The organism is Pseudomonas sp. IT-232MI5 (assembly GCF_949767845.1).
Classification (GTDB): domain Bacteria; phylum Pseudomonadota; class Gammaproteobacteria; order Pseudomonadales; family Pseudomonadaceae; genus Aquipseudomonas.
This window is the reverse complement of the sequence record NZ_CATKQE010000008.1, coordinates 82,437-99,472: the sequence shown is the minus strand read 5'-3', so window position 1 is coordinate 99,472 and position 17,036 is coordinate 82,437. Positions and strand designations below refer to the sequence as shown.

Annotated in this window: 14 protein-coding genes and 1 pseudogene; 8 read left to right on the top strand and 7 right to left on the bottom strand. The window is 59.6% G+C overall.

What is annotated here, in order from left to right; translation table 11 throughout:
* Nucleotides 1-178: 178 nt before the first annotated feature.
* On the top strand, nucleotides 179-1,609 hold the full coding sequence (gene sbcB, locus ACM6JQ_RS07655; protein WP_007912776.1) for an exodeoxyribonuclease I: 1,431 nt from the start codon (nucleotides 179-181) through the stop codon (nucleotides 1,607-1,609).
* Between the two features lie 98 nt (nucleotides 1,610-1,707).
* On the opposite strand, the gene mvaT is transcribed toward sbcB, so the two are convergent.
* Nucleotides 1,708-2,085, bottom strand: a complete 378-nt coding sequence (mvaT, locus tag ACM6JQ_RS07650; protein ID WP_007912775.1) for a histone-like nucleoid-structuring protein MvaT — start codon at nucleotides 2,083-2,085, stop codon at nucleotides 1,708-1,710.
* A gap of 336 nt (nucleotides 2,086-2,421) precedes the next feature.
* Here mvaT and purU point away from each other — a divergent pair, with 336 nt between their 5' ends.
* A complete protein-coding gene (purU, locus tag ACM6JQ_RS07645) occupies nucleotides 2,422-3,270 on the top strand; it encodes a formyltetrahydrofolate deformylase (RefSeq protein ID WP_007912774.1) in 849 nt (282 codons plus the stop codon).
* An 86-nt stretch (nucleotides 3,271-3,356) separates the two neighbouring features.
* Complete coding sequence (locus tag ACM6JQ_RS07640) at nucleotides 3,357-3,536, top strand: hypothetical protein (RefSeq protein ID WP_007912773.1); 180 nt, start codon at nucleotides 3,357-3,359, stop codon at nucleotides 3,534-3,536.
* Here the strand turns inward: ACM6JQ_RS07640 and ACM6JQ_RS07635 are convergent.
* The 5 genes and pseudogenes from ACM6JQ_RS07635 to ACM6JQ_RS07615 form a co-directional block, all read right to left on the bottom strand.
* Nucleotides 3,520-4,518, bottom strand: coding sequence for a lysylphosphatidylglycerol synthase transmembrane domain-containing protein (locus ACM6JQ_RS07635; protein ID WP_414893497.1), 999 nt, complete (start codon nucleotides 4,516-4,518; stop codon nucleotides 3,520-3,522). The two genes, ACM6JQ_RS07640 and ACM6JQ_RS07635, sit on opposite strands and share 17 nt — an antisense overlap.
* On the bottom strand, nucleotides 4,515-5,291 hold the full coding sequence (locus ACM6JQ_RS07630; RefSeq protein ID WP_414893496.1) for a DUF2334 domain-containing protein: 777 nt from the start codon (nucleotides 5,289-5,291) through the stop codon (nucleotides 4,515-4,517). The genes ACM6JQ_RS07635 and ACM6JQ_RS07630 overlap by 4 nt, the downstream gene beginning before the upstream one ends.
* Nucleotides 5,284-6,396 carry a glycosyltransferase family 4 protein gene (locus tag ACM6JQ_RS07625; RefSeq protein WP_095112436.1) on the bottom strand — a complete coding sequence of 371 codons (1,113 nt, stop codon included), beginning with the start codon at nucleotides 6,394-6,396 and terminating at the stop codon, nucleotides 5,284-5,286. The genes ACM6JQ_RS07630 and ACM6JQ_RS07625 overlap by 8 nt, the downstream gene beginning before the upstream one ends.
* 283 nt (nucleotides 6,397-6,679) lie before the next feature.
* Nucleotides 6,680-7,444 carry a methyl-accepting chemotaxis protein gene (locus ACM6JQ_RS07620; RefSeq protein WP_371043227.1) on the bottom strand — a complete coding sequence of 255 codons (765 nt, stop codon included), beginning with the start codon at nucleotides 7,442-7,444 and terminating at the stop codon, nucleotides 6,680-6,682.
* Between the two features lie 93 nt (nucleotides 7,445-7,537).
* A pseudogene (locus ACM6JQ_RS07615) lies at nucleotides 7,538-8,569 on the bottom strand (cache domain-containing protein); the annotation flags it as partial.
* 189 nt (nucleotides 8,570-8,758) lie between these two features.
* On the opposite strand from ACM6JQ_RS07615, the gene ACM6JQ_RS07610 reads away from it, so the two are divergent.
* Nucleotides 8,759-10,246: a helicase HerA-like domain-containing protein gene (locus tag ACM6JQ_RS07610; protein ID WP_007912768.1), complete on the top strand. Its 1,488-nt coding sequence runs from the start codon at nucleotides 8,759-8,761 to the stop codon at nucleotides 10,244-10,246.
* Nucleotides 10,247-10,354: 108 nt separating this feature from the next.
* Here ACM6JQ_RS07610 and ACM6JQ_RS07605 read toward each other — a convergent pair whose 3' ends face one another.
* The gene (locus tag ACM6JQ_RS07605) at nucleotides 10,355-10,810 is read right to left on the bottom strand and encodes a DUF721 domain-containing protein (protein WP_007912767.1); all 456 of its coding nucleotides are present in this window, start codon (nucleotides 10,808-10,810) and stop codon (nucleotides 10,355-10,357) included.
* 308 nt (nucleotides 10,811-11,118) lie between these two features.
* Between ACM6JQ_RS07605 and secA the strand changes: the two genes are divergently transcribed.
* From secA to ACM6JQ_RS07585, 4 genes are all read left to right on the top strand, one after another.
* A complete protein-coding gene (gene secA, locus ACM6JQ_RS07600) occupies nucleotides 11,119-13,854 on the top strand; it encodes a preprotein translocase subunit SecA (protein ID WP_007912765.1) in 2,736 nt (911 codons plus the stop codon).
* 122 nt (nucleotides 13,855-13,976) lie between these two features.
* Complete coding sequence (gene argJ / locus ACM6JQ_RS07595; RefSeq protein ID WP_007912763.1) at nucleotides 13,977-15,194, top strand: bifunctional glutamate N-acetyltransferase/amino-acid acetyltransferase ArgJ; 1,218 nt, start codon at nucleotides 13,977-13,979, stop codon at nucleotides 15,192-15,194.
* A gap of 156 nt (nucleotides 15,195-15,350) precedes the next feature.
* A complete protein-coding gene (locus ACM6JQ_RS07590; protein ID WP_007912762.1) occupies nucleotides 15,351-15,983 on the top strand; it encodes a glutathione S-transferase family protein in 633 nt (210 codons plus the stop codon).
* The gene (locus ACM6JQ_RS07585) at nucleotides 15,980-16,927 is read left to right on the top strand and encodes a Nudix family hydrolase (RefSeq protein ID WP_414893495.1); all 948 of its coding nucleotides are present in this window, start codon (nucleotides 15,980-15,982) and stop codon (nucleotides 16,925-16,927) included. The genes ACM6JQ_RS07590 and ACM6JQ_RS07585 overlap by 4 nt, the downstream gene beginning before the upstream one ends.
* The last annotated feature ends 109 nt before the right edge of the window (nucleotides 16,928-17,036 follow it).

Sequence of the window (17,036 nt, the reverse complement as noted above, 5' to 3'; positions counted from 1 at the left end):
CTACCTGATGTTCGCCTGTTCGGGGTGCAAGTGAGGCCGATGCTAGCAGCCTCTCGGGGGAAAACGACATAACTATGTATTGCACATCGTGAAGCGCGAAGTGTTTGAATGACGCGAGGCTGGCCGCGAGCGCGGTCGAGCGCCTAGACTTTGCCGATCTTCAGTTCAGGAACCGCCCGTGACTTCAATCTTCTGGTACGACTACGAAACCACTGGCATCAATCCGCGTAACGACCGCCCGTTGCAGGTGGCCGGGATCCGCACCGACCATGCGCTCAACGAGATCGACGAGCCGGTCAATCTTTATTGCCAGCCCAGCGAGGACATCCTGCCGCATCCGGCAGCGTGCGCGATCACCGGCATCACCCCGAGCCAGCTCGCCGAAAAGGGTTTGAGCGAGGCTGATTTCATGACTCGCGTGCATGCCCAACTCGCGGCACCGGGCACCTGTGGCGCCGGTTACAACACGCTGCGCTTCGACGACGAGATGACCCGTTACAGTCTGTATCGCAATTTCTTCGACCCGTACGCCCGGGAGTGGCAGGGCGGCAACAGCCGTTGGGATCTGATTGATGTGGTGCGCGCCGCTTATGCGCTGCGTCCTGACGGCCTGGTCTGGCCGACCGATGACGAAGGCCGGGTGACCCTCAAGCTCGAACGCCTGACGGCCGCGAACAATATCGATCACGGGCATGCCCACGAAGCGTTGTCAGACGTACGCGCGACCATCGCACTGGCGCGGTTGATCCGCGAGAAACAACCAAAACTGTATGACTGGCTGTTCCAGTTGCGCAGCAAGCAAAAAGTCATGGATCAGATTCGCCTGCTGCAGCCGCTGGTGCATGTTTCCGGGCGTTTCTCGGCGGCGCGCAGTTATGTCGGTGTGGTGCTGCCACTGGCCTGGCACCCGAAAAACCGCAATGCCCTGATCGTCTGCGACCTGCACCTCGATCCGCAGGGGTTGCTCGATCTCGACGCGCAAACCCTGCGCGAGCGTTTGTACACCCGCCGCGACGACTTGCTGGAAGGCGAGTTGCCGGTGCCGCTCAAGCTGATTCACATCAACCGTTGTCCGGTGGTGGCACCGCTGGCGGTTTTGCGCGCGCAGGATCAGCAACGTCTGGGGCTGGACATGGCCCTGTATCAACAGCGAGCACTGCGGCTAACTGACGCACAACAAGTTTGGAAAGATAAAGTAGCGGAAATTTATGTCAGCGAAGATTTCATTCCGAGTGAGGATCCGGAACAACAGTTGTACGACGGATTTATCGGTGACCGCGACCGGCGTCTATGTGAGCAAGTGAGGAGCGCCGACCCGTCACAACTAGCGCAAGAGCAATGGCCTTTCGATGACGAACGTTTGCCCGAATTACTTTTTCGATATCGCGCACGCAACTTTCCCGAGACGTTGAATTTCGAAGAGCAAGAACGCTGGAGATTATTTTGTCAGCAGCGCTTGTCCGCGCCTGAATGGGGCGCGCCGAATACCTTGAAGTCTTTTACAGAAGCGGCAGAGCAGTGGTCACTTAATGCCACGCCGCTGCAGAGTGAAGTGCTCAATGAATGGCAAAATTATGTCCAGGCATTACGCAAACGTTTGAGTCTTTGAAATCGAACATGACCGGGCTTAAATGCCGGGCATAAAAAAAACGCCAGCATTCGCTGGCGTTTGTTTTTTCGCGGATATCTCTGCGAAGGCGTTGCGGCTTAGCCCAGCAGGGTAGCCCAGCCTTCAACCACGTCACCGCCCCACTTGGCTTTCCACTCTTTCAGAGTTTTGTGGTTGCCACCTTTGGTTTCGATGACTTCGCCGTTGTGCGGGTTTTTGTATTGTTTAACTTTGCGAGCACGCTTGGTGCCGGTAGTTTTTACTGCGCCGCCGCGTACTGCTTTGGTTTTTGCTTCCGGGTCCAGCAGCGCGATGATGTCACGCAGGGACTTGGAGTATTCGCCCATCAGGGTGCGCAGTTTGCCTTCGAATTCCAGCTCGGCTTGCAGTTTGTCGTCTTGGGACAGGTTCTTCAAACGGGCTTGCAGCTCTTTGATAGCTTCTTCGGTGGCGCGGTATTCGTTGATCAAGGACATGATTACTACCTTAGTAGAGTGCTGAATGGCAGGGGGACAGTGCCGCAATAATAGTCAGGCTGTTTCATCAAGTAAACATTTAACCTGAGTTTTTATTTAAATTAGTTACGAGAAACTGCCATCTATTGAATATTCAGTTAAATAGTGTGACCCAGTCATCACAGATATTCACAGTTGTCTGATCAAGCGATACCACGGGATCACTGTCAGGTGGACGATCACCCCGTCAAGCATCCGTCATGCCGAGCCTGCCCCGGACCGTGCTGATCAATACTGCAGTTTTCCTGCGCAGCCGCTAGAATGGCGGCCTTTGCGAAGTTCTGGAGTTTCCCCCTCATGCGCACTTTTCGGCTGGTGATATCTTGCCCGGACCGCGTTGGCATTGTTGCCAAAGTCAGTAATTTTCTGGCAGCCCATAACGGCTGGATCACCGAAGCGAGCCACCACTCGGACAACCAAGTCGGCTGGTTCTTCATGCGTCACGAAATTCGTGCCGATTCGCTGCCTTTCGGTATTGAAGTGCTGCGCGAGAAGTTTGCGCCGATCGCCGAAGAGTTCTCGATGGACTGGCGCATCACCGACACCGAGCAGAAAAAGCGCGTTGTGCTGATGGCTAGCCGCGAATCCCACTGCCTCGCCGATTTGCTGCACCGCTGGCACAGCGATGAACTGGACTGCGAAATCTCCTGCGTGATTTCCAACCACGATGACCTGCGCAGCATGGTCGAGTGGCACGGCATTCCTTATTATCACGTCCCGGTCAACCCGCAGGACAAGCAACCGGCCTTCGACGAAGTGTCGCGCCTGGTCAAACAGCACGACGCTGAAGTGGTGGTGCTGGCGCGCTACATGCAAATCCTGCCGCCGGACATGTGCCGCGAATACGCGCACAAGGTCATCAACATTCACCACAGCTTCCTGCCGTCGTTCGTCGGCGCCAAGCCGTACCACCAGGCTTCCCTGCGTGGCGTGAAACTGATCGGTGCGACCTGCCACTACGTGACCGAAGAGCTGGACGCCGGCCCGATCATCGAGCAGGACGTGGTTCGCGTCAGTCACAGCGACAGCATCGAAGACATGGTGCGTTTCGGCCGTGACGTCGAGAAGATGGTGTTGGCGCGCGGCCTGCGTTATCACCTTGAAGATCGCGTGCTGGTGCACGGCAACAAGACTGTGGTGTTCTGATCGAACCCACGCAGGCTTGAAAAACCAAGGGTCTGGGCGTTCAATCGTTCCAGGCCCTTTGCCGTTTCTGACCCGAGGAAATGTTCATGAGTGATCCACTGGACAAAGCCACTTCCAAAGCTCCGGCAACGTTGGGCGAGGGTTGTTTGAGTCGATATGATCCCGAGGACATGAGCCCTGAGGATGGTACCGAGTTTCCCGGCGCTGCCGAGTTGTGGGAACAACTCAAAGAACAGCAGCAGGACGACGTCAAGAAGCCTGTCTGACGTTCATCAGCTTCTTCAACAGCGGCCGCCCCAGCATCAACAGAAACACCGGGCCACCCACCAGCAGGTAAAAGTAATACGTCACCACCCGCCAGATCAGGATCGCCGCCGCTGCGGTGGATTTCCCCACCATCGGCGCCAATAAGGCCGCCGAGGTCAGCTCCGCCGCCCCCGCACCGCCCGGCAGCAGACTGAATTGCCCGGCGCCCAGCGACAGCATCTGCACCAGAAAACTCCAGGCCCATTGCAAGTCTGCGCCCAGGCCGCGCAACGCCAGATACAACACGCTGTAACGCAGCAACCAATGCACACACGTCAGGGCGAAGACTTTGCTCAGCGTCTGCCAAGGCAACTTCAGCGTGTCGGTGAACGCGGCGAGAAAGTGCAGCAACTTGCGCGCCCAGCGGCGTCGAGTGCTGGCCTTGACGTTCATTCTGACTAACAGGCGCCCGCTCAGGCGAATCAATGCGCGGTGATAACGCGCGAGCAATACACAACTGAACAAGCCACCGAACAACGAAACGGCGCTGACCATCAGCAGCCATTCCAGCCGATCGCTGAGGTGTTGAAATAACGCATAAATCAGAATCCCGCTGAGGGCGCAGAGAAAGAACAGCAGATCACTCAACTGATCCATGGCAAACACTGCGCTGCCTCGCGCCGGGCGCACACCCGATCGGGCCAGCAGGGCCATGATCGTCAGTGGTCCGCCGCTGCCACCGGGTGTCGCGCAATAGGCGAATTCGGCGGCCATGACCACGCCAAGACTCTTCATCGGCGTGACGCGATCGCACTGATCGCCGAGCAGCAAACGTAAACGCAGGGTATTGATGCCCCAGCACAGCAGGATCATGCCGAACATCACCAGCAGCCAGTGCAGCGGAAAGCTTTGCAGGCGCGCCCAGGTTTCGCTGCCGCCGAGCACCACCGGAATCAGCACGGCCGCGAGCAGGCCGATCAGCAGCAGAATGCCGCGACTCATGCGGCGCGCTCCCATTGGCTGTGCTGTTGCGCCAGCCAGTCGATTTTAGTCATCGGTACGCGTCCTTCCGCCAGCAGTCGTTCAAGGGTTTTCAACCAGTAATCGCGGCAGAAACGGTGGCGCATGTCCACCGGGTGCAAGCCTAGCCGAATCACCGGTGCCTGGCACCAGCGCTGTTCCCGCTGCTCGCAGACTAACTTCGACAAGCCTCGGCGCCAGGCACTGCGGGCGCTCCAGACCAGACCTGGAGCATTGATGGCGGTGAACTCCGGCAACCGATACAGATGCTGCGGATCACTGGTATAGCTCAGCGGCAACTCACGCAGGGCCTGGCGGGTGCCGTCACTCATCAGCCAGGCAGGGGCGACGAAACCGTGCAGGGGCCAGTCGTAACGCTGAAATACATCGATACCCGCGCGCAGACGGGCGAGGGCGGACTCGCGGGACAAGCGGTAGAACTCGCCTTCATGGGTGTAGACCCGGCGCATGAACCAGTCGCGCGGGGTTGTCGGGCCGGGTTCCTGATCATCATGGAAGTAACCGTGCAGGGCCAGTTCATCGCCACGGGCAACGCGTTCATCGAGCAATCGGCGAAACGCCGGGTGAGCATTGAGGGCGTTGTGCCGATGGAAATCCGGCACCACCAGCCACGTCATCGGCACTTGTCCCAATGCGTCGACCGCTGCGACAAACGGTTGGTAATCCGCCCAAGTCGAGGGCGCCACGTCGTGCAGCACCAGCAGCACAGCCGGGAGATTCGTCGATTCAGCCATTGGCGACTCGTGGCAGTGTGTGGCCGAGGACGGCGTGATAGTGATCGAGCAGACTGTCGACCACCGTGTCCCACGCGTAATGCTGTTCAACATGCTCGCGCGCCTGTTGGCCGAGTTTCACGCAGCCGCGACTAAACAGTTCGCGCACGGCATTGGCCATCGCTTGCGGGTTGTTCGGCGCGCACAGCAAGCCACAGGACTCGCTGATGATTTCCTCGAAGGCACCCGCGGCCACGGCGACCACTGGAATGCCACAGGCCATGGCTTCAAGAATCACCAGACCGAAGGTTTCCTGATCACCGGCATGGACCAACGCGTCTGCGCTGGCCATCAATTGCGCGACTTTGTGTGGCGGGCAGAACTCATCGATCACACTGACGTTGTCCGGTACGGCAGCGGGCATTGATGAGCCGACCAACAGCAGGTGATAACGCGGGCCAAGGCGTTTCATGCAATTGAGCAGTACTGGCAGGTTTTTCTCTTTCGAACCGCGCCCGGCGAAAATCAACAGGCGCGTCTCTTCGGCGATGCCCAGTTCCGCGCGCAGATTGCGGTTGCCCGCGTCTGGATGAAAGGTCTGCAGGTCCACGCCCAATGGCTGCACGAAAACATTGCGCACGCCGAGTCCGCTGAGCTTGTCAGCCATGACCTGACTGGGCGCCAGGACCCGGTCGAAGTTGCCGTAAAGCCGGGTGACATAGGCCTCGATATTCGGCGTTACCCAATGGCCCATGCGATTGCCGACCAGCAAGGGCAGATCCGAGTGATAGAAACCGATCACCGGCACGTCCAGCTGCCGCCGCGCATCCAGCGCAGCCCAGGCGGTCAGATAAGGATCGCCGACTTCGATCAGATCGGGCTGCAAATCCTGCAGCACATTGCGCCATGGCGCGAGGCGTACAGGGAAGCGGTAACCTTTGCCGAACGGCAGGGCAGGGGCGGGAACCGTGTAAATGCCGTCGTGTTCGCCGAAATGCGCGCCGGGAATCAACAGGCTGTGGCGAATGCCGGGTTTGACCCCGAGCCGGCGGTGTTTGGCATCCAGATAAGTGCGCACGCCGCCGCTGGCCGGGGCGTAGAACATAGTGATGTCGGCGATATGCACGGTGACCAACCCTCCGCTGCGTGGTTCTCCCTTGGTTGACCTTTATCAAGAATAGATGTTCGGTCGGGATTGCGCGGTAGAGCTGAAGAGCTTCAGAGCGGAAGAGCCCCTCACCCTAACCCTCTCCCGGAGGGAGAGGGGACTGACCGAGGTGTTTGGGTTTTATGCATCGACCTGAAAGTCTTCAGTCGAACTCAGGTTCTGAACAGCATGAAGATCGGCTCCCTTTCCCCCTCGCCCCCTGGGGGAGAGGGCTGGGGTGAGGGGGTAAAGCTTTTGATCTTCAGATGCGGAAACTACCCACCAACTGTTTCAACCGCGAAGCCTGCTGCTCCAGATCCGAACAAGCACGCAACGTCGCCTGCAAGTTCTCCACGCCCTCCTGATTCAGCGTATTGATCTCGGTGATATCGACGTTGATCGATTCCACAACAGCGGTCTGCTCCTCGGTCGCCGTGGCCACCGACTGATTCATCCCGTCGATCTCGCCAATGCGCTGCGTCACGCTGTTCAAGCGCTCCCCGGCGAGGTTGGCAATCTCGACGCTGTCCTGGCTGTGGCGCTGGCTGTCGCTCATGGTGCTCACCGATTCACGAGCGCCAACCTGCAGCTCCTCGATCATGGTCTGTACCTGTTGCGCCGACTCCTGGGTGCGGTGCGCCAGATTGCGCACTTCATCGGCCACCACGGCAAAACCACGGCCGGCCTCACCGGCACGTGCCGCTTCAATCGCAGCGTTGAGCGCCAGCAGGTTGGTTTGCTGGGAAATGCTGGTGATCACTTCGAGAATCTGACCGATGTTCACGGTCTTGCTGTTCAGCGACTCGATATTGCTGCTCGATGCGCTGAGCATGCTCGACAGTTGATTCATCGCCTTGATGCTGCGATCGACCACTTGCTGGCCGTCTTCAGCCAGACCGCGAGCGTCGCTGGCCTGATTCGAAGCCTGGGCGGCATTGCGGGCGATTTCCTGCGCGGCGGCGCCGAGCTGGTTGATCGCCGCGGCGACACTGCTGGTGCGCGAGGCTTGCTGATCGGAGTTGTACATCGACGAGTTCGACGCGGCGACTACACGCAGGGCGACCTCGTTAACCTGGCCGGTCGCCGAAGACACTTCGCGGATCGAACCGTGAATTCGCTCGACGAAACGGTTGAACGCGGTACCGAGGATGCCGAATTCATCGTTATTGACGATGGTCAGGCGTTTGGTCAGATCACCTTCGCCGTCGGCAATGTCTTCCATGGCGCGGGTCATTACATGCAGCGGCTGGATCAGCAGGCGGATCAGCATGCCGAGCAGGGCAATGATGATCGCCACGGCAATCACTGTCGCGATCACTGCCGAGGTGCGGAACTCGCTGAGCATCGCGAACGCCTGATCTTTGTCCACCGACAGACCGATGTACCAGTTCACTGACGGCAGGCCTTTGATCGGCGCGAAGGTGACGATGCGGGTCTTGCCATCGACGGTGACTTCACTGAAGTCGCTGCTGATGCGCGGGGTGTCCTGTGGATAGGCTTCTTTCAGTGATTTCATCACCAGCGCCTTGTCCGGGTGCACGAGGATCTTGCCGTCGGCGCTGACCAGGAACACATAACCCATGCCGTCGAAATCGCGGGCGGCGAGGGTGTCGACCAGCGATTGCAGGCTCAGGTCGCCGCCGACTACGCCCACGCTCTGGCCGGCCTTTTTCGAGGCGGTGGCGATGGAGATGATCAACTGGCCAGTGGCGGCGTCGATGTACGGCTCGGTCAGGGTCGAGGTGCTGCTGCTCTCGGCACCTTTATACCAAGGGCGCACCCGTGGATCGAAACCGTCCGGCATCTTCGCATCCGGGCGGATGGTGAAGTGGCCGGTGGCATCACCGAGGTAGGACGCCATGAACGTCGAGGTCAGGGCTTTCTGTTCCAGCAGGCTGGCGACATTGACCGGTTCCGGGTTGATGGCGATGTTCTGGGCGGCGTTCTCGATCAGCAGAATGCGGCCGCTGAGCCAGGTCTGGATATTGCCGGCGGTGACCTCGCCCATCTCGTTGAGATAGTTGTTCAGGTCATCGCGGATCGCATTGCGCTGCAACCAGTCGTTGTACAGCGTAAACGAGGCGAAAGCGGCGATGACGATGAGGGCGGCGGCAAGCAAAATTTTATGGCTGAAGCGCAGATTTTTGTTCATGGCTTGGGGTTCCGCTAAGGTCTTAATGTCCAGGGCGTGCTTTTATAGAAGCGCGCAAAATGGGCAAGGGTGAAAACAAGCTGATATTTCCGTCTCTCCTTAGGGAAATGTCCGGCCTGACTTGTGGTCGGGTCTCTCACTCTTCTGTATCGGCCATGCGTAATCAAAGATTAACCATTGGGTGACAAAATGCCTGACTCCTCGCAACTCGTAATCGGCGCAGACCTCGCAGGCCAGCAGATTGCTCAGGCCATGCGCCTGGCAAACCGTCACGGACTGGTCGCTGGCGCCACCGGTACCGGTAAAACCGTCACCTTGCAGCGTTTGGCCGAGGCGTTCAGTGACGCCGGGGTCGCGGTGTTTGCCGCGGACATCAAGGGCGATCTGTGTGGCCTCGGTGCGGCCGGCAACCCGCAAGGCAAGGTCGCCGAGCGTATCGCCGGGATGCCATGGCTCAACCACAAGCCGCAGGCGTATCCGGTGACCTTGTGGGATATCCACGGTGAGTCCGGTCATCCGTTGCGCACCACCTTGAGTGAAATGGGCCCGCTGTTGATCGGCAGCCTGCTGGAACTGACTGACAGCCAGCAATCGGCGCTTTACGCAGCCTTCAAGGTCGCTGATCGCGAGGGCTTGTTGCTGTTGGATCTGAAAGATCTGAAGGCGCTGCTCAATCATCTCAAGGACAATCCGCAACTGCTGGGCGAAGACGCGGCGTTGATGACCACCGGTTCCAGTCAGGCGCTGTTGCGCCGCCTGGCGATCCTTGAGCAGCAGGGCGCCGAAGCCTTGTTTGGCGAACCGGCACTGCAACTCGAAGACATTCTGCAACCGACTGCCGAGGGGCGGGGGCGCATTCATCTGCTCGACGCCAGCCGTCTGGTGCACGAGGCGCCGAAAGTCTATGCAACGTTCCTGTTGTGGCTGCTGGCTGAGTTGTTCGAGCAGTTGCCAGAGCGAGGCGATGCCGACAAACCGCTGCTGGCGTTGTTTTTCGATGAGGCGCATTTATTGTTTGGCGATACGCCCAAGGCCTTGCAGGAGCGCCTCGAGCAAGTGGTGCGCCTGATCCGCTCCAAAGGTGTTGGCGTGTATTTCGTCACGCAGTCACCGGCGGATTTGCCCGATGATGTGCTGGCGCAACTCGGTCTGCGCATCCAGCACGGCTTGCGTGCATTTACCGCCAAAGAGCAGAAATCCCTACGTGCAGTGGCGGACGGCTTCCGGCCGAATCCGGCGTTCGACAGTTTGTCGGTGTTGACTGAATTGGGGATCGGCGAGGCGTTGGTCGGCACGCTGACCGAGAAAGGCACGCCGGAAATGGTTCAGCGCGTACTGGTCGCACCGCCGCAATCGCGGATCGGGCCGCTGACCGAAACCGAACGCACGCTGCTGATTGCCGGCTCGCCGTTCAAGGGGCGCTATGACAAGCCGATTGATCGTGAATCGGCTTATGAAATTCTGATGGGGCGCAAAGGCCTGGCGCCTGAAGCCGAGGCGCCCGCCGGCAAGCCTGCGCCTGAAGAGCCGAGCCTGGCCGACAGAGCAGGAGAGTTCCTCGGCACCGCTGCCGGGCAAGCGCTGAAATCGGCGATGCGCCAGGCTGCCAATAACCTTGGCAAACAACTGGTACGCGGCTTGATGGGCTCTTTACTCGGTGGCAGCAAACGCCGCTGACCTAATGTAGGAGTGAGCCTGCTCGCGATTGCGGTATGCCAGTCACGACAATGTCGACTGTTTCACCGCTATCGCGAGCAGGCTCACTCCTACAATTATTGATAGCTGTCAGGACTTGTCTTTGGCGTGCGCCGCCAGGCGCTCCAGCGCCGCGCGCAATCCCGGATCAGTGATCCCGTCTGCCGTGGCCTGAATCGTCGCCGCTGCATCCGTGGACAAATCCATCGTGTGCCCGGCTGACCCGCGTTGAACCGTCGGCGGCTGCACCTTGAACAGAATCCGCGTCAGACTCGCGAACTCGTCAAACATCTGCAATTGTCGCTGCAAGCGTTTTTGCTGGTAACGCAGGCGCGTGGCCCAGTGACCATCGGTGACGATCAGCAACAAACTGCCCTCACGCCATGACGCTACATGGCAATGTTCGCGGGCGGCGGGCTGCAATTGGCTTTCGAGCAGGCGTTGTAAATGGCCCAGGCGCTGGGCATGGCCGAGGATGGCTTTGAGCGGCTTGGCTTCGCGCAAGAGAACGGCGGGTGCTTTGGCCGTAAGAGGGCGAAATGCCATGATCGAACACCTGAAGTAACAGAATCGCCATGGTAGCAGAAAGGCCAAACTCACTCGCCCATTGCTTTTGCCCCCGCTTTACCCATTAAATCAACAACTAACTTCTGCCTTGTATGACTTGAAGTTGAGCAAAACGCCCCTATTTTAAGTGAGCCCCGTCAAAGCGCAGTGCCAGCATCGTGGAACATCGCCACTTTCCTCACTTCCGTTTCCGGGTAGAATGCTCGTTCGCATGCGGCCATGAGGGCTGCACGGGCGACGCTCACGGGGCCGCCCTCCATCCCTTTAGTGTGGAAGATCCTGCCGATATGTTTGCGCCTTTGTTAAAGAAACTTTTTGGAAGCAAGAACGAGCGTGAAGTCAAACGCATGCTCAAGACGGTGCAGCTCGTCAATGCCTTCGAAGAGCAAATGGTGGCCCTTTCGGACGATCAATTGCGCGCCAAGACCAATGAGTTCAAGGCCCGCATCGCCAAAGGGGAAACCCTCGACAAGCTGCTGCCAGAAGCCTTTGCGGTCGCCCGCGAAGCCGGCAAGCGCATCATGGGTATGCGCCACTTCGACGTGCAGCTCGTCGGTGGCATGACCTTGCACGAAGGCAAGATCGCCGAAATGCGCACCGGTGAGGGTAAAACCCTCGTAGCGACCCTGGGCGTTTACCTCAACGCACTGTCCGGCAAGGGCGTGCACGTTGTGACGGTGAACGACTACCTGGCGCGTCGTGACGCCAACTGGATGCGCCCGCTGTATGAATTCCTCGGCCTGACCGTTGGCGTCGTGACGCCGTTCCAGCCGCCGGAAGAGAAACGTCTGGCGTACGCCGCCGACATCACCTACGGCACCAACAACGAATTCGGTTTCGACTACCTGCGCGACAACATGGCGTTCAGCATGGAAGAAAAATTCCAGCGCGAACTCAACTTTGCCGTGATCGACGAAGTCGACTCCATCCTCATCGACGAAGCGCGTACCCCGCTGATCATCTCCGGTCAGGCCGAGGACAGCTCCAAGCTGTACATGGAGATCAATAAACTGATCCCGCAGCTGGAACTGCACGTTGAAGAAGTCGAAGGCGAAGTCACCAAGGCTGGCCACTACACCGTTGACGAGAAGACCCGTCAGGTCGAACTCAACGAAGCCGGTCACCAGTTCATCGAAGACATGCTCACCCGCGTCGGCCTGCTGGCTGAAGGCGAGAGCCTGTACTCGGCACACAACCTGGGCCTGTTGACCCACGTGTATGCCGGTCTGCGTGCGCACAAGCTGTTCAATCGCAACATCGAATACATCGTGCAGGACGGCCAGGTCGTACTGGTCGACGAACACACCGGCCGTACCATGCCGGGTCGTCGTCTGTCCGAAGGCCTGCATCAGGCCATCGAAGCCAAAGAAGGCCTGAACATCCAGGCCGAGAGCCAGACCCTGGCCTCGACCACGTTCCAGAACTACTTCCGTCTGTACACCAAGCTGTCCGGCATGACCGGTACCGCTGACACCGAAGCGTTCGAATTCCACCAGATCTATGGTCTGGAGGTCATGGTCATTCCGCCGAACAAACCGTTGGCGCGTAAAGACTTCAACGACCTGGTGTTCCTGACCGCCGAAGAGAAATACGCGGCGATCGTTGCGGACATCAAGGAAAGCATGGCGGCCGGTCGTCCGGTGCTGGTGGGTACTGCCACCATCGAAACCTCCGAGCACATGTCCGCTTTGCTCGTGAAAGAAGGCATCGAACACAAGGTTCTGAACGCCAAGTTCCACGAAAAAGAAGCCGAGATCATCGCGCAGGCCGGTCGTCCGGGCGCCCTGACCATCGCCACCAACATGGCCGGTCGTGGTACCGACATCCTCTTGGGCGGTAACTGGGAAGTTGAAGTTGCCTCGCTGGAAAACCCGACCCCTGAGCAGATTGCCCAGATCAAGGCCGACTGGCAGAAGCGTCACCAGCAAGTGCTGGAATCCGGCGGTCTGCAGGTGATTGCCTCCGAGCGTCACGAATCGCGTCGTATCGACAACCAGCTGCGTGGCCGTGCCGGCCGTCAGGGTGACGCCGGTTCCAGCCGCTTCTACCTGTCGCTGGAAGACAGCCTGATGCGCATCTTCGCTTCTGATCGAGTGAAGAACTTCATGAAAGCCCTGGGCATGCAGCCGGGCGAAGCGATCGAGCACCGCATGGTGACCAATGCGATCGAGAAGGCGCAGCGCAAGGTTGAAGGCCGTAACTTCGACATCCGTAAGCAACTGCTCGAGTTCGACGACGTCAACAACGAACAGCGTAAAGTGATCTATCACATGCGTAACACGTTGCTGGCCGCTGACAACATCGGTGAAACCATCGCCGATTTCCGTCAGGACGTGCTCAACGCCACCGTCAGCGCACATATTCCGCCGCAATCGCTGCCTGAGCAGTGGGACGTGGCTGGTCTGGAAGCGTCGATTGCCAGCGATTTCGGCGTGACATTGCCGATTCAGCAATGGCTCGACGAAGACGATCACCTGTACGAAGAAACCCTGCGCGAGAAGCTCATGACCGAGCTGATGGCGGCGTACAACGAGAAAGAAGATCAGGCCGGTGCCGACGCACTGCGCTCGTTCGAGAAACAAATTGTGCTGCGCGTGCTGGACGATCTGTGGAAAGACCACCTGTCGACCATGGATCACCTGCGTCACGGTATCCACTTGCGTGGCTACGCTCAGAAGAACCCGAAGCAGGAATACAAGCGCGAGTCGTTCACGCTGTTCTCCGAGCTGCTCGATTCGATCAAGCGCGATTCGATCCGTGTGCTGTCGCACGTTCAGGTGCGCCGCGAAGATCCGGAAGCCGAAGAGCAACGTCTGCGTCAGGAAGCCGAAGCACTGGCCGCCCGCATGCAGTTCGAACACGCTGAAGCCCCGGGCCTGGAGCAACCGGAAATACTCGGTGAAGAGGTCGATGTGGCCCTCGCCACTGCCCCGGTTCGCAATGAGCAGAAGCTGGGCCGCAACGAACTGTGCTACTGCGGTTCGGGCAAGAAATTCAAGCATTGCCACGGGCAGATCCAGTAAAACCCGTTTCAGTCGCTGAAATACCCGCGCCGCGACCGGCTCCTGCCGTCGCGGCGTTTTGCCATTTAAACCACCGTTGCCGCGCGCGACGGTGCTGACATCATTGAGTAAGGAGCGCATTCATGGCTGTTGGTCTTGGTCCTTTGCCAACGTTGCACCCGGTTGCCGGTTTTGAACTCGGTATCGCCTCGGCCGGCATCAAGCGCCCCGGGCGCAAAGATGTTGTTGTGATGCGCTGCGCCGAAGGTTCGACCGTGGCGGGCGTGTTCACCTTGAACGCCTTTTGCGCAGCGCCGGTGATTCTGGCGAAGAAACGCGTACAGAACGCCGTGCGTTATCTGCTGACCAATACCGGCAATGCCAACGCGGGCACTGGCGAGCCAGGCCTGGCTGCCGCTGAGCGCACCACCGCCAGACTGGCCGAACTGACCGGTGTTGATGCCAGCCAGATTCTGCCGTACTCCACCGGCGTGATCGGCGAGCCACTGCCGGTCGAGAAGATCGAAGGCGCGCTGCAAGCCGCGCTGGACGACCTGTCGGAAAACAACTGGGAAGCCGCTGCTACCGGAATCATGACCACCGACACCCTGCCAAAGGGCGCCAGCCGCCAGTTCGAGCATGACGGCGTCACCATCACCGTCACCGGCATCAGCAAAGGCGCGGGCATGATCCGCCCGAACATGGCGACCATGCTTGGCTATATCGCCACTGACGCTAAAGTCTCCCGCGAAGTCCTGCACAATTTGATGCTCGACGGCGCCAATAAATCGTTCAACCGCATCACCATCGACGGCGACACCTCGACCAACGATTGCTGCATGCTGATCGCCACCGGCAAGGCTGCGCTGCCGGAAATCACCCGCGCCGAAGGCGAGCTGTTCGGCAAACTGAAGCAAGCGGTGTTCGAAGTGTGCATGGACGTGGCCCAGGCCATCGTGCGTGACGGCGAAGGCGCGACCAAGTTCGTGACGGTTGAAGTGAATGGCGGCGGCAATCATCAGGAATGCCTCGACGTCGGCTACACCGTGGCGCACTCGCCGCTGATCAAGACCGCGCTGTTCGCCTCCGACCCGAACTGGGGCCGTATCCTCGCTGCCGTTGGCCGTGCCGGCGTGCCGGATCTGGACGTGAGCAAGATCGACGTGTTCCTTGGCGACGTGTGCATCGCCAGCCGTGGTGCTCGCGCCGCGACCTACACTGAGGCGCAGGGTTCGGCAGTGATGCAGCAGGAAGAGATCACTATCCGTATCGAGTTGGGTCGCGGCGATTGCAGCGAAACCATCTGGACCACCGACCTGTCGCATGAATACGTGAAGATCAACGCTGAATATCGCACGTGATCTAACCTGAGACCGAGTCGCCTGCATCGCCAGCAGGCTGGCTCCCACAGGGATCTGTGTATTTCACAAATCCCTGTAGGAGTGAGCCTGCTCGCGATGGCGACCTGTCAGGCACCGAAGATCCGGCCTGTCCATCCTGATGAAAGGCACCCAACCATGTCCCTGCACCTGATCATCGGCGACAAACTGCTTTCCTCCTGGTCCCTGCGCGCCGCCCTGGCGCTTGAACTGACCGGCGCACCCTATACCGAAGAGCTGATCAAACTCGGCAAGCCCGATACCCGCGAACGGCTGCTCAAGCACTCGCCGACCGCCAAGGTGCCGCTGCTGCAAACCTCGCGCGGTACCGTCGCGGATTCGCTGGCCATCGCCGAATACCTCGCTGAACAGTTTCCGTCCGAGCAGCTCTGGCCGAGCGATATCTTCGCCCGTGCTCAGGCCAGATCCGCCTGCGCGCAAATGCACAGCGGTTTCTTCGCCATGCGCAATCACATGCCGTTCAACCTCAACCATGACGCACCGCTGAACCCGGTACCGCCGGAGGTCAAGGCTGATATCGAGCGCATGCTCGCGCTGTGGGCCGAGTGCCGTGCCGCTGCCACCGAGAGCGGCCCCTATCTGTTTGGCCGTGTCAGTCTGGCCGATGCCTTCTTCGCGCCGATTGCCGTGCGTCTGCGCACTTATCAGGTGAAGCTGCCGGCCGCCGACGAAGCCTATGTTGAAACCGTCTACCAATGGCCCGCCTTCAAGGCGTGGCAAAAGGCTGGACTGGAGGAGTTGAATCCGTGAAACGTGTACACGTCGCCGCTGCCGTCATTCGTGACGACAGCGGCAAAATCCTCATCGCCCGCCGCGCCGACACCCAGCATCAGGGTGGTCTGTGGGAGTTTCCCGGCGGTAAGGTCGAGGCCGACGAGTCGGTCGAAAGCGCACTGGCCCGGGAGCTGCACGAAGAGTTGGGTATCGTCGTTGGCGCCGCCCGACCGCTGATCAAAGTGCGTCACGACTACCCGGACAAGCAAGTGTTGCTGGATGTCTGGGAAGTTTCGGCATTCACCGGTGAACCGCACGGTGCCGAAGGCCAGCCATTGGCCTGGGTTACCGCGAAACAACTGGCGAACTACGAGTTCCCGGCCGCCAACCAGCCGATCGTTGCCGCCGCGCGTTTGCCCGCGGAATATCTGATTACCCCGGAAGACCTGGAAACCCCGGCGTTGCTGCGCGGTATCCAGAAGGCGATTGCCGGCGGGATCAAGTTGATTCAGCTGCGCGCACCGAACGGCTATGACCCCAAGTACCGTGATCTGGCTGTAGACGCGGCGGGGCTATGTGCCGGTAAGGCGCAGTTGATGATCAAGGGGCCGTTCGAATGGCTCGGCGATTTCCCGTCCGCCGGATGGCACATCACCTCCGCGCAGTTGCGCAAACACGCTGCGGCGGGGCGTCCGTTGCCGGCGGAGCGCTGGTTGGCGGCGTCGTGCCACAACGCAGAAGAACTGGCGCTGGCCGAGCAGATGGGCGTGGATTTCGTCACGCTGTCGCCGGTACAACCGACCTTGACCCACCCGGATGCGCAGCCGCTGGGTTGGGAACAGGCTCAGGTGTTGATCGAGGGCTTCAGTAAACCGGTATTTTTGTTGGGTGGGGTTGGCCCGGCGGAGCGCGAAAAAGCCTGGGGCGTGGGTGCGCAAGGCGTGGCGGGGATTCGCGCGTTCTGGCCTGACTCTCTGTAAAGGCTAGCGGCCTCATCGCTGGCAAGCCAGCTCCCACAGGTTTTAGTGCCGTTCACAAATGTTGTGTACACCATGAAACCCTGTGGCAGCTGGCTTGCCAGCGATGGCG

What these genes read in the sequence shown, in the direction of transcription:
- mvaT (WP_007912775.1), bottom strand. Translation starts at nt 2,085, where the DNA reads ATGTCCTTGATCAACGAATACCGCGCCACCGAAGAAGCTATCAAAGAG.
- purU (WP_007912774.1), top strand. Translation starts at nt 2,422, where the DNA reads ATGCGCACTTTTCGGCTGGTGATATCTTGCCCGGACCGCGTTGGCATT.
- ACM6JQ_RS07640 (WP_007912773.1), top strand. Translation starts at nt 3,357, where the DNA reads ATGAGTGATCCACTGGACAAAGCCACTTCCAAAGCTCCGGCAACGTTG.
- ACM6JQ_RS07635 (WP_414893497.1), bottom strand. Translation starts at nt 4,518, where the DNA reads ATGAGTCGCGGCATTCTGCTGCTGATCGGCCTGCTCGCGGCCGTGCTG.
- ACM6JQ_RS07630 (WP_414893496.1), bottom strand. Translation starts at nt 5,291, where the DNA reads ATGGCTGAATCGACGAATCTCCCGGCTGTGCTGCTGGTGCTGCACGAC.
- ACM6JQ_RS07620 (WP_371043227.1), bottom strand. Translation starts at nt 7,444, where the DNA reads ATGTACAACTCCGATCAGCAAGCCTCGCGCACCAGCAGTGTCGCCGCG.
- ACM6JQ_RS07610 (WP_007912768.1), top strand. Translation starts at nt 8,759, where the DNA reads ATGCCTGACTCCTCGCAACTCGTAATCGGCGCAGACCTCGCAGGCCAG.
- ACM6JQ_RS07605 (WP_007912767.1), bottom strand. Translation starts at nt 10,810, where the DNA reads ATGGCATTTCGCCCTCTTACGGCCAAAGCACCCGCCGTTCTCTTGCGC.
- secA (WP_007912765.1), top strand. Translation starts at nt 11,119, where the DNA reads ATGTTTGCGCCTTTGTTAAAGAAACTTTTTGGAAGCAAGAACGAGCGT.
- argJ (WP_007912763.1), top strand. Translation starts at nt 13,977, where the DNA reads ATGGCTGTTGGTCTTGGTCCTTTGCCAACGTTGCACCCGGTTGCCGGT.
- ACM6JQ_RS07590 (WP_007912762.1), top strand. Translation starts at nt 15,351, where the DNA reads ATGTCCCTGCACCTGATCATCGGCGACAAACTGCTTTCCTCCTGGTCC.